The organism is Persicitalea sp., from assembly GCF_041751555.1.
In the GTDB taxonomy this organism is placed as follows: Bacteria; Bacteroidota; Bacteroidia; order Cytophagales; family Spirosomataceae; genus Persicitalea.
On record NZ_JBGSXF010000385.1, the window covers coordinates 1 to 15,512 of the forward strand.

Below are 15,512 nucleotides of genomic sequence, written 5' to 3' on the forward strand. Positions count from 1 at the left end.
TCGAGGTCAAATCAGCCGGGCAGTCGTGGCGTAAGCGGATTGTGAAGCAGTAATTTTTGAAAAAAAAGTAAAAAAGGGAAGGCGTGTACCTTCCCTTTTTTTGTTAAATATCCTTAACCGTCAAAACTTAGCCACAACCCGCGCGAAAACATAGCGTCCGCTGAAGCCCATTTGCTGCACCCGGCGGGAGTAAATGAAGCGGCCGCTGCTGAAATTGCTCGAATGCAGGTGGCGGTCCTGGTAGTTGTCGAAAACGTTGTTGGCCCCCAGCGTGAGGCCGATGCCCTTCACGATTTGGTAGCTGAGCGACACGTCGGCAACCAGTTTGGGGTTGAAAACCTGATCCAGCGTCTCGCGTTGACCCGTGAAGGCATTGACGGGAAACGTCTCGGGCTTGGCGGGGTTGATCGACGGGTCGAGGTAGGTCACCTTGCCGAAGTTCACCGCCCGCACCATCGCGCTGAGTTTGCCGACTTTGTAGGTCGCCATGCCGCTGATCTTATTCTGGGGGTTGGCCACTTCGATGCGGCTTTGGTCCTCGCGGTTGAAGTAGTTGCCCCTTTGGCCCGTCGCTTCCAGCACCGGCGACGCCTTGATAATCGGGTTGCCGTTGGCGTCTTTCTTCACCTCGTTTTGGATGAAGGTAGCGGCCAGCACCAGTTTCAGCGACTGGTCGCGCCCGAAGCGGGTGCTGTAATTCAGGACGCCTTCCAGACCGCGCGAGCGGGTGTCGATGGCGTTGGTGAACACGTTGGCGGTGTTGGCGTTGGCGGCGTCGAGTTTGGCTTTCAGGTCGGCGTTGTTGTTGGCCGTGAAGTTGTTGGTCAGCACGATGCGGTCGTCGATGTCGATTTGGTAGGCATCCACGGTCAGTTCCAGGGCGCGGGCCAGTTGCACGGTGGCCCCCACCGAATAGCTCAGTGAAGTCTCCTGCTTCAGCTTGGGAATACCCAGGATGGACGCCACCTGGCTTTCGTTGGTGAACGTGCCGCTCTCCACGGGAACGAGCGCCCCGCCTTGCGACACGAACAGCGTATTGGACTTAGCATAAAAACGCTGCTGCATCGAAGGCGCACGGAAGCCCGAACTGGTCGAAGCCCGCAGGGCGATGAAGTCTGTCAGCTTGTAGCGCGTTGAAACTTTGTAGTTGAGCGTGCTGCCGAAGTCGGAGTAATTCTCGAAGCGCAGCGCCGCTGACACGAGGAATTTTTTGGTCAAATCCTGCTCGGCGTCCACGTAAACGGCCTTGCTGTTGCGCGAGAAGGTACCCTCGTTGGAAGGAAGGAAGCCCGAGAATACCTGCGACCCGGCGGCTACGCCCGACTGGGTGTCGTAGTTTTTCCAGGAAGCCTCTTCCCCCGCCCGAATGCCGAACTGGTCGATGCGGAACTCCGCCCCCGCCGCCAGGTTCAGGCCGGAAAGCACGTTGTACTTGCGGCTAAAATCGAGGTTGACGGTGTTTTGCAGGAATTTCAAGCCACCCGCGTCGAATGAGCGCTGGAAATTGGGCTGCGTCAGGGCTTGCGTGTAGTTTACCGAGTTGTCCACGCCGAAATCAAAGACGTTCTGCCCAAAAGTGTTGCTCAGGTCGGCGTTCCACGCGCCCAGCTTGCCGCGTACGCCCGCAGCCATCGAGAAATCGGTGACGTCGCTGTTGATCTGGGGCAGGAAACCGTTGGGATAAACCCCAAAAACATTGGCCCGCGTAGCCGCCGGAACGGCGTTGGGGTAGCGGTAGAAGCCCGCTGCGTTGCCTTGCTTGTTGTTATACCCGCCGAAAGCGTAGAGCGTGAAATTATCCGAAAGTGCAAATTCCGAATTCAGCATTATACCGCCGCCCTTGATCTGCGAATTACCGATGCGCATATCGAAATCGCTGCGTTGCAAACCTTTCTGCGCCAGAATCGCGTCGTCGGCCACTTTGCCATCCACCGACGGGAAAATCTGTCCCGTGTAGGTGCCGGCGCGGTTGGTCGGGCCGCGGCTGGTGTACTCGGTCGTCAGGTTCACAAAGCCGCGCTCGCCCAATTTCCAACCATAATTGACCCCGAACTGCACGGTGCGACCATCGGCTACGGACACGTTGGGATCGGCAGAAAGCTTGTTCAGCGTGTTGTAGGCGTAGTCTTTTTCGTAGGACGTTACGTACTGGCCCACCGAGGCATTGGCCGTGAAACCTATCTGTTTTTTCAAGATAATATTGATGACGCCCGCGATGGCGTCGGAGCCGTACTGGGCCGCCGCGCCGTCGCGCAGAATTTCGATGCGGTCCACCGCCGTGGCCGGGATGGCGTTCATGTCGGTACCGACGGTGCCGCGATTGACGGTGCCGTTGACGTTCACGAGCGCCGACTGGTGGCGACGCTTGCCATTAATCAACACCAGCACCTGATCGGGACCGAGGCCGCGCAACTGGGCGGGGTCGATGTGGTCGGTACCATCGGATACCGTTTGCCGCGACGATTGGAACGAGGGAGCCAGGAAGGTCAGAATCTGGTTGATGTCCACCTGACCCACGGTGTTGGTCACCTCGGCCAGCGGAATCACATCCACCGGAACGGGCGTGTCGATTTTGGTGCGCCCCCCGCTGCGGGTACCCGTCACGATGACCTCATTGAGTACCGAAAGGCTTTCCGCCAGCCGGACATCGATGGGTTGCGAGCCGGAAACTTTCACTTCTTTCGACTCGAAGCCCACGAAGCTAAACACCAGTACGTCGCCCTGGTTGGCGCTGATGCGGAAACCGCCATCGCCTTCGGTGCTGGTGCCTTTGTTGGTGCCTTTGACCAGGATACTGACGCCGGGCAGGGCGTCACCCTTGGCGTCGGTCACTTTTCCGGTGATGGTTTCTTCCAAAGCATTCTGGATCAAGAGTGAGTGGTTTGCTTTTAGGCCAAGAACCGCTGCGTCGGTGCCAGCGGCAGTCAGCAGAGCAAGCGCAAGGGCAGGCAACAACCCGCGCATAAGGCGCATAAGGATAGATTTTTTCATGAATAAAAGAGGTAGATAGGGTGATTAAATCAATGTTTTTTTCGTAAAAGTAGAGTTAATTAACGGCCCTTGTGCATTAAAAAATGCTTAAAATTTGATAGGTAAAAAAAACGCCTCTGCCACCTTTTAGCACAATAGATTATTCACTCAATTATTCAATATTGGCTAAAATCATCGTCATCGGCAGTTCCAATACCGACATGGTCGTGAAAGCCGCCCATCTGCCCGGCCCCGGCGAAACCATCCTTGGCGGCACGTTCCTGATGAACCCCGGCGGAAAGGGTGCTAATCAGGCGATGGCGGCCCAAAGGTTGCAATCAAACCAAGGACAGGTAGCCTTTGTTGCCAAAGTCGGCACTGATATTTTTGGTCAGCAAGCCATTCAGGGTTTCGAGCAAGCGGGTATGGACACGCGCTTTGTCTTAAAAGATGAAAGCTCTCCGTCGGGCGTCGCGCTCATCGGCGTGGACGAGCGGGGCGAGAACTCCATTATGGTCGCGCCCGGTGCCAACGCCAACCTCACGGCGGCGGAAGTTTCCCGCGCTCTCTCGGAAATTCCCAACGCGGAATGGGTGCTGCTGCAACTGGAAATCCCGCTGGATACCGTGGAAAATAGTATCGCAGAATGCGCCAAGAAAGGCATGAAAGTAGTCTTGAATCCTGCACCTGCCCAAAAACTAAGCGATGATATTTTTAAAAACCTCTACCTAATCACCCCCAACGAAACCGAGGCCGAGCTACTGACGGGCGTCGCCATCACCGATACCAACACCGCCCGGAAAGCCGCAGGTATTCTGCGCGAAAAAGGCGTCGAGAATATCGTAATTACGCTGGGTGCCAAGGGGGCCTTTGTTTACAATTCCACGACCGATTTGCTGATTCTATCTCCGATCGTCGAAGCCGTGGATACCACAGCGGCGGGAGACGTGTTCAGCGGGGCGTTGGTCGTGGCGCTATCCGAAGGGAAGTCTCTAGCCGATGGCATTACGTTTGCTTGTCAGGCTGCGGCCCTGTCCGTCACGCGCATGGGGGCACAATCTTCCATTCCATCGCGTGGGGAGGTAGAAGCTTTGTTGAAAGGTTGAAAGGGTTAAAAGTTTGATTTTAAAGCCCCAAAAGACACGGATCGCCCCTCCTTAAACCTTTCAACACTTCAACTTTTCAACTAATCCAACACCTCCATGTTCATCATTGAAAACTACACCGTCGCAGTACTCTTCTGCCTCATCACCATGCTTTGCTGGGGTTCGTGGGCCAATACCCAGAAACTCGCCGCCAGTTCGTGGCGATTCGAGCTTTTTTATTGGGACTACGTCATCGGCATCGTGCTGGTGGCCCTGCTCTTCGCCTTTACGCTCGGTAGCTTTGGTGCGGGCGGGCGCAGCTTCGCTGCCGACTTGAACCAGGCCGACTGGGGCAATATCGGCTCGGCCTTCCTGGGCGGAATTATCTTCAATGCGGCCAATATTCTGCTGGTAGCGGCGATTGCCATTGCGGGTATGTCAGTGGCTTTTCCGGTGGGTATTGGGTTGGCATTAGTCATTGGTGTAATCGTCAACTACATCGATAATCCCGTGGGTGACGCCACGCTGCTGTTTCTTGGCGTCGGGCTGGTGGCCGTGGCGATTCTGCTCAACGCCTACGCCTACCGCAACGCCGCGCGGCATCGGCAGGGCGTTTCGACGCGCGGACTGCTGCTCTCAGTCATTGCGGGATTACTGATGGGGTACTTTTACAAATACGTGGCCGCGTCTATGTTTACGGATTTCAACGTGCCGGAAGTGGGCAAGCTTAGTCCCTACACTGCCGTAGTTTTGTTCAGTTTGGGAATTTTACTGAGCAATATCGTATTCAATTCCATGCTGATGATGCGGCCCTTCGAAGGCAGCCCCGTCCACTACGCCGACTACTTCGGCGGAAGCGCCAAAAACCACCTGACGGGCGTTCTGGGCGGCGCGATCTGGTGCGTGGGGATGTCGTTCAGTATCATCGCCTCGGGCAAGGCGGGCGCGGCTATTTCTTACGGCTTGGGGCAGGGGGCCACGGTCGTGGCGGCGCTTTGGGGTATTTATATCTGGAAAGAATTTAAAGATTCTCCCAAATCTACCTCAGCCATTCTCAACGCCATGTTGCTCTGCTACATCGTGGGGCTGGGGCTGATTATTGCAGCGAGGTAGTTTTTTTGAATAATAAAGTGCCTGAGTACCAAAGCCACAGAGCCGCAAAGCCACAAAGTTTTCTTGAAGGAGACACGTAATGCGTCTCTGAATAGATAACGATATGCAAATCTTTGGACTTTTCAAGTTGCCGCTTTGTCGCTTTGTCGCTCTGAAACTTTGTCGCTACATTCACTTATTCACTCATTCAAAATTGAAAAAAGCATACGTATTCCCCGGACAGGGTTCCCAGTTTAGAGGCATGGGGGCCGATCTTTACGCAAACTCTTCCAAAGCCAAGGAACTATTCGACCAGGCCGATGAGATTCTCGGTTTTAGCCTTACCAAAATCATGTTCGAGGGTTCGGACGACGAACTGAAGCAGACCAACGTCACGCAGCCCGCCATTTTTCTGCACTCGGTGGCGCTCGCGGCGGTGGCCGACGATTTCGCGCCCGACATGGTAGCGGGACATTCGCTGGGCGAATTCTCAGCGCTGGTAGCCGCCGGAGGTTTGTCATTCGCGGATGGCCTAAAACTAGTAGCCCAACGCGCCGACGCTATGCAGAAGGCCTGCGAAAGGGAGCCATCCACCATGGCAGCCATTTTGGGGCTGAGCGATAGCATTGTGGAAGAAATTTGCGCTTCAATTATAGACGAAATAGTTGTGGCCGCTAACTACAATTGTCCCGGCCAAATCGTCATTTCGGGAACGATGGAGGGCATCCGAGTTGCTTGTGAAAAGATGAAGGAAGCCGGGGCCAAGCGCGCCCTGCCGCTGCCCGTAGGCGGAGCGTTCCACTCGCCGCTGATGGAGCCTGCCCGCGAGGAGTTGGCGCAGGCCATCGCCGACACGGCCTTCCGGGCCATGCCCTGCCCGATTTATCAGAATGCTACCGCCGCGCCTTCGCAGGACCTGGACACGATTAAAGCCAACCTCATTGCCCAACTCACCGCTCCCGTCCGCTGGACGCAGTCGGTTGAGAACATGGTGCGTGATGGGGCCGAGCTATTCATCGAGTGCGGACCGGGTAAAGTGTTGCAGGGGCTAGTCAGGAAAATTGCCCCAGAGGCGGAAGTAGCCGCTGTAGGCACGAAGGCAGTTTGATTTTTTTTAAATAATACTTGACATGTAAAATCATTCCGCTTACTTTTGCACCACTATTTCAGGAATTGGCAGGTGGTGTAAAGGTAGCACAGGAGATTTTGGTTCTCTTAGTCAGGGTTCGAATCCTTGCCCGCCAACAAAGCAGTCTCAAAAGGTCTCTCAGAAAACTCTGAGAGACCTTTTTGTTTTCAATTATTTCCAGAGTTGTAAATATATATTTGAGATGGCAGGGCTACTTTAAGATTTCATTCAAAACTTTTTTTTTAAAAATCGTCGGGCATAGTAACTTTTTAAAAAAAATTGTATAAGTGAACTTTTTCCGTACCTTGTTGACCCTATCGGCTACAACCGATAGAGTTCTATACTATTATACACTCTAAAACATCCGTAAAATGGCAACTGAAAAACAAGCGAAAGTCGCTGAGACTAAGGCGAAAGCAAAAGTAAAAAAGCGCGATCGAGAGCGCACCAAAGGCCGAATTCTGAAAGCCGTGGGTAAAGTGATCGAGAAGTACGGCACCAAGAAAGTGGGCGTAAACCTGATCGCCCGCGAGGCCGATGTTAACAAGGTACTGATCTACCGTTACTTCGGCGGTGTAGACGGCCTGATGGAACAGTACGTGAAGACGGGAGAATACACCTCGACCTCGAACCACGCGAACATCGAAAGCATGGAAAGCCCCGCCCCGGAGGATCGGGCCAAGGCATGGACGAAGATACTGACGACTTCTATGAAGGATTTGCGCGAGCGCAAAGCCACCCGCGACCTGATCCGTTGGGAGGTCGGCCTTGGCAAGGCCGTACTGTCCGATGTTCGCAACGACACGGGAGCTAAGATGGTCGAGAAGATAGGAAACCTGCCCAACTATGACGACACCAATGCACTGGTCGCCCTGCTGATGGCGGGTATCTACCACATGACCGTGTCGGCCGACTTCCGAGACAAAATGATGGACGTGGATCTGCAATCTGATGAAGGTTTCAAGCGCATCGAGAAAGTCGTAGGTGACGTCGTCATGGCCCTTGACAGAAAATAAGTACTTGAATTTTTTCAAAAAAGTCCTTTTCCAAAAACCGGGAAAGGACTTTTTTTATGCAAAGCGTGTCCAACCCCGTACCTTTGGCTCTACAGGTCGCGACATTGATCACAGCGAATCGGCATTGTCAACTGTTAACGGATTTGAGTGTCTTAAAAAAATTAGCGGGCGATACCGCCACCTACGGGGTCAGTACCATGCTTGCGCGGCTGCTGAACTACCTGCTGGTGTTCATCTACGCGAGCTTCGATCCGGCGCTGATGGCCGTGCAGGTACAACTCTACGCTTACGCGGGGTTCTTTTTTGTCATCTACACTTTCGGGATGGAAACCTCCTTCTTCCGCTTTGCGCGGAAGGAGGAAGACAAGCAGCAGTACTATAACCTCATTCTGAGCGCGGTGATGGTGGTCAGCGTCTTGATTTCCGCGCTGGTTGTCGTATTTGCCGAACCCATCGCCCGGTTCATCGAGTACCCCGAAGAAACCACGCTAGTGCGGTGGATGGGCATTATCATGGCTACCGACGGTATCGTGTCCATACCCTTCGCTCGCTTGCGCCTGGAACGGAAAGCGAAAAAGTTTGTGCGCATTCGCATCACTAACATTCTGATCAATATTGGCCTGAACGTTTTCTTCCTGGTGATTTGCCGCAATATCTACGAGGGTGAGTACTTGGCTGTCCTGCGTCCTTGGGTAGCACAGATTTATAATCATAACACACCGGCGACCTACATCGTGTTGGCTAACCTGATCGCCAACCTCACTTTCTTCTGGTTTCTGCGGCAGGAGTTGCGGGATTTCCGCTTCATCTGGAATTGGAAGATTTTCCGTCCGGTCTGGGTGTACGCCCTTCCCATCATGGTGATGAATATTGCGGGCGTCGCCAACCTGCTCTTCGACCGGATGTTTTTACAATACTTACTACCCGATGGCTTTTATCCCGGTCAAACTACCCGCGACGCCATCGGGATATATGGGCAGGCCATGAAGCTTTCTATTTTCATGAATCTGGCGATAACATCGTTCAAATATGCTGCCGAGCCTTTCTTTTTTACCAAAGCCGAGGATAAAAATGCGCCGGAAGTTTTTGCCGATGTGATGAAGTGGTTTGTGATCGTCTGCGTGCTGATGGGCGTGGCAATTTGTCTCAATCTGAACGTGCTGGCCGATATTTTTCTGCGTCTCAAAATTTACCACGAGGGCCTGCCCGTAGTACCGTGGTTGCTTTTGGGTTTCTTATTTTTAGGAATCTACTACAACCTGGCCACCTGGTTCAAGCTTACCGACAAAACCCAATATGGTACCTATCTGACCATCACTGGGGCTTCCGTCACGGCCTTGCTCAACTTTATCCTGGTTCCCAGAATGGGCTACCTGGGCTGCGCCCTGGCCTTCGCCGCTTCTTCGGTGGTGATGACGACGCTATGTTATTTGTTTGGGCAAAAGTTTTACCCCGTCCCCTATAAGGTCGGGTCAGCACTGGGCTATGTACTTTTCGGGGGGGGACTTGTGTATCTGGCCGGGCTGTTGCCCCGCTACGGTTTTTGGATCGAGTTGGCAGGAGGAGTAATGGCATCAGCCACTTTTGCGGCCATTGTACTGCTCATAGAACGCGACACACTACCTCCGCGCTTCCGTCGCTATCTGGGAAGTAGTTCTTAGTTGTGGAACGAGGTACTAAAACAACTACTCCCTCATGTCCCGTAGCAGCTTGTTGGAGAAAACAAATTCGTTCAACTCCTCCACGTCGGAGTGCATGATGGAATGCTTGTCACCTTCCCAAAGTTTCTTCCCTTTTTGCAAGAAAATTACGTTGTCGCCGATCTCCATCACGGAGTTCATGTCATGAGTGATGACCAGTGTGGTAATTTTGTACTCGTCAGTGATTTCGCGAATCAACTCGTCAATCTTCACACCTGTGAGCGGGTCGAGGCCGGAGTTGGGTTCATCGCAGAAAAGGTACTTTGGATTCATCACTATGGCGCGGGCGATAGCCACGCGCTTTTTCATCCCACCGCTAATTTCGGACGGCATTAGTTTACCCGTTCCTTCCAGTCCTACGCGCTGGAGGCAGAACTCCACCCGGTCGCGCTTCTCGTCCGCCGACTGGGAAGTAAGCATGTTCAGTGGAAACTGCACGTTCTGATGGACAGTCTGCGAGTCGAATAACGCGCCGCCTTGGAACAGGACACCCATTTCTCGGCGGAGTGCTTGCTGCTCTTCCTTATCGCTGCCGTAAAAGCTGCGGCCATTGTACACGATATCGCCCGCATCGGGCCGCACCAGACCGATGGTGCATTTTAGCAGCACGCTTTTCCCGGTACCGCTGCCACCGATAATCAGGTTGGTCTCTCCCTGTCGCAACGTGCAGCTAATGCCTTGCAGAACGTCCTTGTCACCGAAGGACTTGGCGATGTTTTTTATTTCTATCATAGGTGGACGTTGAATTTTGGACGCTGGACGTTGGATATTAGAGTAAATCCAATATCCAACGTCCAACGTCCAAAATCTAGCAAATTTACAAAAACAACTGCGCCAACACATAGTCCGCTACCAAAATCGCGATGCAACTATTGGTAACGGCCTGTGTACTCGATTGCCCTACTTCAAGGGCGCCGCCCCGGGTAAAGTAACCTTGGTAGGCCGAAATGGTGGCGATCAGGAATCCGAAGACGATTGGCTTCACGCACATAAAAAACACGTTGAACGGCACGAAGCCGTCCCGGACTCCATAAACGTAGTCGCGCGGTGAGATCACGCCCGTGAGCGTACCCGCCAGGTACCCTCCTAGAATCCCCAGAAAAGCCGCCATAATGACCAGCATCGGAAAGGTCACCACCGCCGCCAGTACTTTGGGAAGCACCAGATACGAGGCCGAATTAATTCCCATCACTTCAAGGGCGTCTACCTGCTCGGTGATGCGCATGGTACCCAGTTCCCCGGCAATGTTGGAGCCGACTTTCCCGGCCAGCACGATGCAGGTGATGGTGGGAGCCAGTTCTAAAATCACCATATCGCGCACCACTAGAGCGACCGTGGAGGAAGGAATGATAGGGCTCACCAAGTTGTAGGCGGTTTGGATGCAAGATACCGCACCGATAAACGTAGACACAATAGCCACAATCAGCACCGAACTCGTACCAATGCCGACGCATTCTTCGATAAAGCGCCGCCAATACACCCGCATTTTCTCGCGTCTCGTGAAGAGCGCCCCCAAAAAAATGAAGTATTTCCCGATGATTGCCATGTATTGTGATCTTTATCCGATATTTTCGGGAAATTAGAAAAAATAGCCCCAAACAAAAAAATGAACCCACTTGCCGTTATCACCGGAGGAACCAAAGGCATAGGTCGCGCCACGGCCGAACGTTTTCTGACTGAAGGCTTCGACGTGGTTACCTGCGCCCGCCAATCGGCCGACTTGGAGGAATTTGGCCAACGAGCAAAGGATCAGTTTCCCAAAGCTACGCTATACGTAAAACAAGCTGACCTCTCGCTCCGAAATGAAACCGCCGACTTTGTAACTTATGTCAATTCACTAGCCCGACCCGTGGCCGTACTGGTCAACAATACGGGCGTGTTCGTACCTGGTCAACTCCACTCAGAACCCGAGGGCATACTCGAACGTTCCATCAAAACCAACGTTTACAGCGCCTACCATATTACCCGTGGTCTGTTGCCAAAAATGATGGCCGAAAAGCGGGGCCATATCTTTAATATTTGCTCTACGGCCAGCCTGATGGCTTATCCCAATGGCGGTTCCTACGCCATTTCCAAGTTCGCGCTTTACGGCATGACCAAGGGTTTTCGGGAAGAGTTGAAGCCCTTCGGTATAAAAGTTACGGCCCTGCTGCCCGGCCCGACGCTCACCGCGAGTTGGGCGGGTACCGACCTGCCGGAGTCGCGCTTCATGCGAGCCGAGGATGTGGCCGAGAGCATCTGGTCGGCCTACAACCTGTCGCCCGCTGCCGTGATCGAGGAGATTTTGATGCGGCCCGTGGAAGGCGATATTGGCTGAAATTAGGCAGATTGGCCGATAAATTATTAACTTTCCCGTCTGAAACTCCCTATACCTTACCTCATATATTACAGAATTTCATGGATCAGTACCTCGGCATAGACGTAGGCGGCACCAACGTCAAGATGGGCATCGTGGATGCGACGGATGGCAGAATTACCAATTTTTATAGCCACGATACCGGAGATTGGCGCGATTCGGGCCACTTTGTCGAGCGACTGGGCGACGCTATCGCCCTGCAATTGCTGGAAGAGCCGAAGGTCAAACGCACGGGCATCGGCGTACCGGGTCTCATCACCCGCGACCGCTCCACGCTCATCGAGATCACGGCCATTCCCGAGATCGACGGCGTCCGTATCATTCCTGAACTCTCGGCTCGCTTTCCCGGCCACACCTTCTTTCTGGAAAACGACGCAAATGCGGCAGCTTTGGGTGAATATTATTTTGGGGAAGAAAAACTACCCGAAGACTACATTTTCGTTACCCTTGGCACTGGCATCGGCGGGGCAGCGATTATCGACAAGAAGGTTTTCAAAGGTGGCGGCGGCAACGCTATGGAGCCGGGCCACGTGCCTTCGCGCCATGGTCGGGTACTGGAGCGCAACATCGGTAAGGTGGAATTACTGCTGATGGCCACCGAAATGCGCGCCGCCTACAAAGGCGAAACGCGACTGCCCAACGACGGCACCATTTCCACTACCGGGTTGGTGGCTGCCGCCGCTAGGGGCGACGAACTGGCCCTGCGCATTTTCGACGAAATGGGCGCAATGCTCAGCGACGGATTGGTAGCGATGATTCGTATTCTGGACATTACCACCATCCTCATCGGTGGTGGTATCTCGGCTTCCTTCGATTTCCTGCTGCCCGCCGTCAATCGGCAGTTGGAATACTGGCTCACGCCGCACTACCTGAAAAACCTATCCGTCAAACGAGCCACGCTGGCTAACGACGCGGGGCTGCTGGGAGCGGCTTCGTTGTGTTTTGAATAACGAATCAACGAGTCCTCTTTGCTCGCTTGGTCGCTGCCCTTATGGGGTTAGTAGCCACTGCAATTTTTCGGTGAACCTTCTCGAAACCTTGCCCATTCACCGTCATGATTAACCTCCTTCTTATCTTCCTCGGCGGTGGCTTAGGTAGTTTGGCCCGCTACGGCGTAGGGCGCGGGATGGCGGCGTACTCGGTCAACCTTCCCTACGGTACCTTAGCCGCCAACGTGCTGGCTTGCTTGATCCTGGGCTCTTTAACAGGTTGGATGGCGTTGCGCGAGTCCGAAGTGGCGTTGCACTACCGTGCCTTCCTGGCGGTGGGCTTTTGCGGTGGATTCAGTACCTTTTCCACGTTCAGCAACGAAACGCTGGCGCTGTTGCTGAACGATCGCTGGGGCGACGCCGTTTTTAATATCGGACTGAGCGTAGTTCTCTGCCTGTTGGCGTCATTTTTGGGGTTATGGCTGGGAAAAACGATGGTCTGATTTTTTTGATATTAAAAACTATGTGACTTGAAACCTATGAAAAAGCTACTTGCGTTATTTTTCGTCCTCGCTACCAGCGTAATCTACACGAGCTGCCAACTGGCGGGCGGAGCCGATAATTTCACCGCTCCCCAAAACTTTCGCGATTACTGGTACAACGGTCAGGCCGAAATTAGCCGCTACAAGCTGGAACAGGTCCAGTATGGCGCGATTAATCCCGGCGAGGCAGTGTTGATTTTCGTAACGGAAGACTTTCGCACCGACACTCAGGTCAAACTTGAATCCGACGCAAAAGACAAGGCTACCTCGGTACTCAAACTCAATTCCCTTCGCCGTTTCGTAACGGGGATTTACGACTACTCGCTGTACAGTTCGGTTTTTACGCCCATCGACACCAAAAAGTACGAGCATAGCCAGAAAGTCACGATGTCGTCGCAGGATTGGTGCGGACAGGTGTATACGCAACTTAATCTGGACGGTGGTAAGTACGACGTGATGAAACGATCGTATTTCGAAAAAGACGCTACGGAAGACTTCAAGATCGACGCCGCCTGGCTGGAAGACGAAATCTGGACGCGGCTACGGATGGATCCGCAAGCCTTGCCAAAGGGCGAAACTCAGGCTATCCCGGCAGCCTACGCCGCCCGCATCGCCGGACAGACGCTGGAACCGCAGAAAGCAGTGGGTACTTTGGCCGATTATGCCGGCGATGCTTTTACCGGAAATGCCCTACGGCAATATTCCCTGAACTACCCCGATGCCCAGCGCGAGTTGCGGATTGTTTTTGAAAAAGCTTTCCCCTACGATATTGCGGGCTGGGAAGAAACTTATCCCTCACGCGGCAAGACGCTCACAACCCGTGCCGTCAAAACTGAACAAATCCGCTCGGATTACTGGTCGCACAATGCGCCCGGCGATACGACGCTACGAAATCAATTGGAAGTGAAGGGGTTCTGATCTAGTTGAAAGTACCTTTCTATGCCAGGACTGAGTCGGGTCTGCCGACTTCGTCGAACGTGATATTGGAAAGCTTTCCCAAGTAACCCGATTTATTGGGTCGAATCGTAATGTTTTCGACGATTTGTTGAATTTCCTCAACCGTGACGCGGCGATGAGTTGGCCTCATCGTTCCACCCACTTCACCCGCTTTCGCAGCCGGATCCCATTGGTACTCGGCATCCACCAATGTGCCTCGCGGAGCCATGATAGGCGGCGGACTGCCGCTGCCCCGGTAGTCGAGTCGGGCGGGATGGTCGAGTCCCATCCCGTGGCCAAACTCGTGCGCCGCCGTGGTAGATTGGCCCAGTTGGTCACTCACGATCCAGTGACCCACGTTGTCACCCAAGCCGAAACCCATGAATGAGCGCGTGACAATGTTCTCCTTTTCCAGCCGGATAAAGTTGTTTAGGTAGTCGTCGTTCCTGGCGATGAGTCGGATTGTTTCTTCTATCGTGAGTAGGGCATACTCGATGACGAAATAGACCTGGTACGTCTCTTCTCCCACCTTGACCTTCGCCTTGGGTTCGTTGTACATCCGGTTGATTTCCTCCATGACAGCTCGTGCCACTTCGGGCGTGGCTTCCGAGCCGTAGAAAACCAGTCGGGCCTGAATATGGACGATTTTTTGGATGTTGTCGAAGTGGGCGGTAGCGGCCATTTGCGTCTGAGGTCAGGCTTTTTTATGAAAATAAAGCGAATTACGTCAATTCGATCGTTCAAACAAAAAGGGTAAAAATCGGTCAACTGCGTCCTTAGAGTATGGAAAGGCATCAAGTTATTCAACACTGGTTTACCGTACCTTAAAAAAAACCATTACTTATCCCACTCACTTTCAAAATTTCCAATTCATGAAAAAGCAACTCTTCATGCTACTGTTTTGCGCAGCGGCGACGCTCGGTAGCTCATTGCACGCCCAAAGACTCGAAAGCTTCGAGGTCACCGACGCCTGGAAAGCCGAGATCGAAAAAGTGGCCCCGGCCAAAACTACCTTTCCCACTAAGAAAAAGCACAAAATACTGCTCTTCTCGCTCTTCACGGGCTTCAACCACTGGGTAGTTCCGCACACCGCTGCCGTAATCGAAACGCTGGGCGCGAAAAGCGGTGCCTTCGAGGTAGTTTCGAGCAACGACATCGCGATGTTCGAGAAAAGCACACTCAAACAGTTCGACGCCGTGGTGCTGAACAACAACTGCTCCATCGGCACTCACCGCGATTTGTTTCGCGACAAGGTGAGCGAAGACAAGTCGCTCTCGGAAGACAAGGTAGTTGCCAAAGCCAAAGAATTGGAAGAGAACCTGCTGAATTTTGTGAAAAAGGGCGGCGGCCTGATGGCCCTGCACGGTGGCATCGTGATGCAGAACAAGTCGCTTGAGTTCAGTGAGATGATGGGCGGTAGTTTCAACTATCATCCTACCCAACAACCCCTTAACGTGCGCCTCGCCGATTCCCAGAATCCTCTGGTGGAAGCTTTCGATGGCAACGGTTTCACCCACGTGGACGAGCCCTATATGTTCAATGTCGCATACGAAAAGATGAATTTTCGACCCTTGTTGTACGTAAATACCAGCGAAATTGAAGGCTTAAAGGGCGACAATCCTGAGGACAAAAAGTACATTTCCTGGATCAAGCGCTACGGCAAGGGACGGGTTTTCTATGCTTCGCCCTCGCACAACGCCCATAGTTATACCGAGCATCCTGCATTGCTCAAATTCCTGCTCGACGGAATGCAGTAC

Annotated in this window: 14 protein-coding genes and 1 tRNA gene; 11 read left to right on the forward strand and 4 right to left on the reverse strand. The window is 53.3% G+C overall.

The genetic code is table 11. The annotated features are described in order from the left end of the window. Nucleotides 1-120 precede the first annotated feature (120 nt). Nucleotides 121-2,991 (reverse strand): TonB-dependent receptor domain-containing protein, encoded by a 2,871-nt coding sequence (locus ACEW8P_RS13600; RefSeq protein ID WP_373513623.1) that lies wholly within the window; start codon nucleotides 2,989-2,991, stop codon nucleotides 121-123. A 158-nt stretch (nucleotides 2,992-3,149) separates the two neighbouring features. Between ACEW8P_RS13600 and rbsK the strand changes: the two genes are divergently transcribed. The 6 genes from rbsK to ACEW8P_RS13630 all read left to right on the forward strand — a co-directional run bounded on the left by rbsK (nucleotide 3,150) and on the right by ACEW8P_RS13630 (nucleotide 8,953). Further along, complete coding sequence (gene rbsK, locus ACEW8P_RS13605; RefSeq protein WP_373513636.1) at nucleotides 3,150-4,076, forward strand: ribokinase; 927 nt, start codon at nucleotides 3,150-3,152, stop codon at nucleotides 4,074-4,076. A gap of 96 nt (nucleotides 4,077-4,172) precedes the next feature. Then, on the forward strand, nucleotides 4,173-5,168 hold the full coding sequence (locus tag ACEW8P_RS13610) for a GRP family sugar transporter (RefSeq protein ID WP_373513624.1): 996 nt from the start codon (nucleotides 4,173-4,175) through the stop codon (nucleotides 5,166-5,168). A gap of 193 nt (nucleotides 5,169-5,361) precedes the next feature. Then, entirely contained in the window at nucleotides 5,362-6,255 is an 894-nt protein-coding gene (fabD, locus tag ACEW8P_RS13615) for an ACP S-malonyltransferase (protein WP_373513625.1), read from the forward strand. A 66-nt stretch (nucleotides 6,256-6,321) separates the two neighbouring features. Next, nucleotides 6,322-6,392: transfer RNA gene (locus tag ACEW8P_RS13620), tRNA-Gln, on the forward strand. A 255-nt stretch (nucleotides 6,393-6,647) separates the two neighbouring features. Next, nucleotides 6,648-7,292, forward strand: a complete 645-nt coding sequence (locus tag ACEW8P_RS13625; RefSeq protein ID WP_373513626.1) for a TetR/AcrR family transcriptional regulator — start codon at nucleotides 6,648-6,650, stop codon at nucleotides 7,290-7,292. A gap of 143 nt (nucleotides 7,293-7,435) precedes the next feature. Further along, nucleotides 7,436-8,953, forward strand: coding sequence for a polysaccharide biosynthesis C-terminal domain-containing protein (locus ACEW8P_RS13630; protein WP_373513627.1), 1,518 nt, complete (start codon nucleotides 7,436-7,438; stop codon nucleotides 8,951-8,953). A 24-nt stretch (nucleotides 8,954-8,977) separates the two neighbouring features. Here the strand turns inward: ACEW8P_RS13630 and ACEW8P_RS13635 are convergent, their stop codons facing one another. Then, nucleotides 8,978-9,724 (reverse strand): ABC transporter ATP-binding protein, encoded by a 747-nt coding sequence (locus tag ACEW8P_RS13635; protein WP_373513628.1) that lies wholly within the window; start codon nucleotides 9,722-9,724, stop codon nucleotides 8,978-8,980. Nucleotides 9,725-9,809: 85 nt separating this feature from the next. Then, nucleotides 9,810-10,538, reverse strand: coding sequence for an MlaE family ABC transporter permease (locus tag ACEW8P_RS13640; RefSeq protein WP_373513629.1), 729 nt, complete (start codon nucleotides 10,536-10,538; stop codon nucleotides 9,810-9,812). A 60-nt stretch (nucleotides 10,539-10,598) separates the two neighbouring features. Here ACEW8P_RS13640 and ACEW8P_RS13645 point away from each other — a divergent pair, with 60 nt between their 5' ends. The 4 genes from ACEW8P_RS13645 (at nucleotide 10,599) to ACEW8P_RS13660 (ending at nucleotide 13,737) form a co-directional block, all read left to right on the forward strand. Further along, nucleotides 10,599-11,309 carry an SDR family oxidoreductase gene (locus ACEW8P_RS13645; protein ID WP_373513630.1) on the forward strand — a complete coding sequence of 237 codons (711 nt, stop codon included), beginning with the start codon at nucleotides 10,599-10,601 and terminating at the stop codon, nucleotides 11,307-11,309. A gap of 80 nt (nucleotides 11,310-11,389) precedes the next feature. Continuing rightward, nucleotides 11,390-12,298 (forward strand): ROK family protein, encoded by a 909-nt coding sequence (locus tag ACEW8P_RS13650; RefSeq protein ID WP_373513631.1) that lies wholly within the window; start codon nucleotides 11,390-11,392, stop codon nucleotides 12,296-12,298. 104 nt (nucleotides 12,299-12,402) lie between these two features. Next, complete coding sequence (crcB, locus tag ACEW8P_RS13655) at nucleotides 12,403-12,780, forward strand: fluoride efflux transporter CrcB (RefSeq protein WP_373513632.1); 378 nt, start codon at nucleotides 12,403-12,405, stop codon at nucleotides 12,778-12,780. Between the two features lie 36 nt (nucleotides 12,781-12,816). Beyond that, nucleotides 12,817-13,737: a hypothetical protein gene (locus tag ACEW8P_RS13660; protein WP_373513633.1), complete on the forward strand. Its 921-nt coding sequence runs from the start codon at nucleotides 12,817-12,819 to the stop codon at nucleotides 13,735-13,737. Between the two features lie 19 nt (nucleotides 13,738-13,756). On the opposite strand, the gene ACEW8P_RS13665 is transcribed toward ACEW8P_RS13660, so the two are convergent. After that, nucleotides 13,757-14,437, reverse strand: a complete 681-nt coding sequence (locus ACEW8P_RS13665; protein ID WP_373513634.1) for a hypothetical protein — start codon at nucleotides 14,435-14,437, stop codon at nucleotides 13,757-13,759. Between the two features lie 190 nt (nucleotides 14,438-14,627). Here ACEW8P_RS13665 and ACEW8P_RS13670 point away from each other — a divergent pair. Continuing rightward, the coding region (locus ACEW8P_RS13670; protein ID WP_373513635.1) for a ThuA domain-containing protein at nucleotides 14,628-15,512 on the forward strand (885 nt) is incomplete at its 3' end.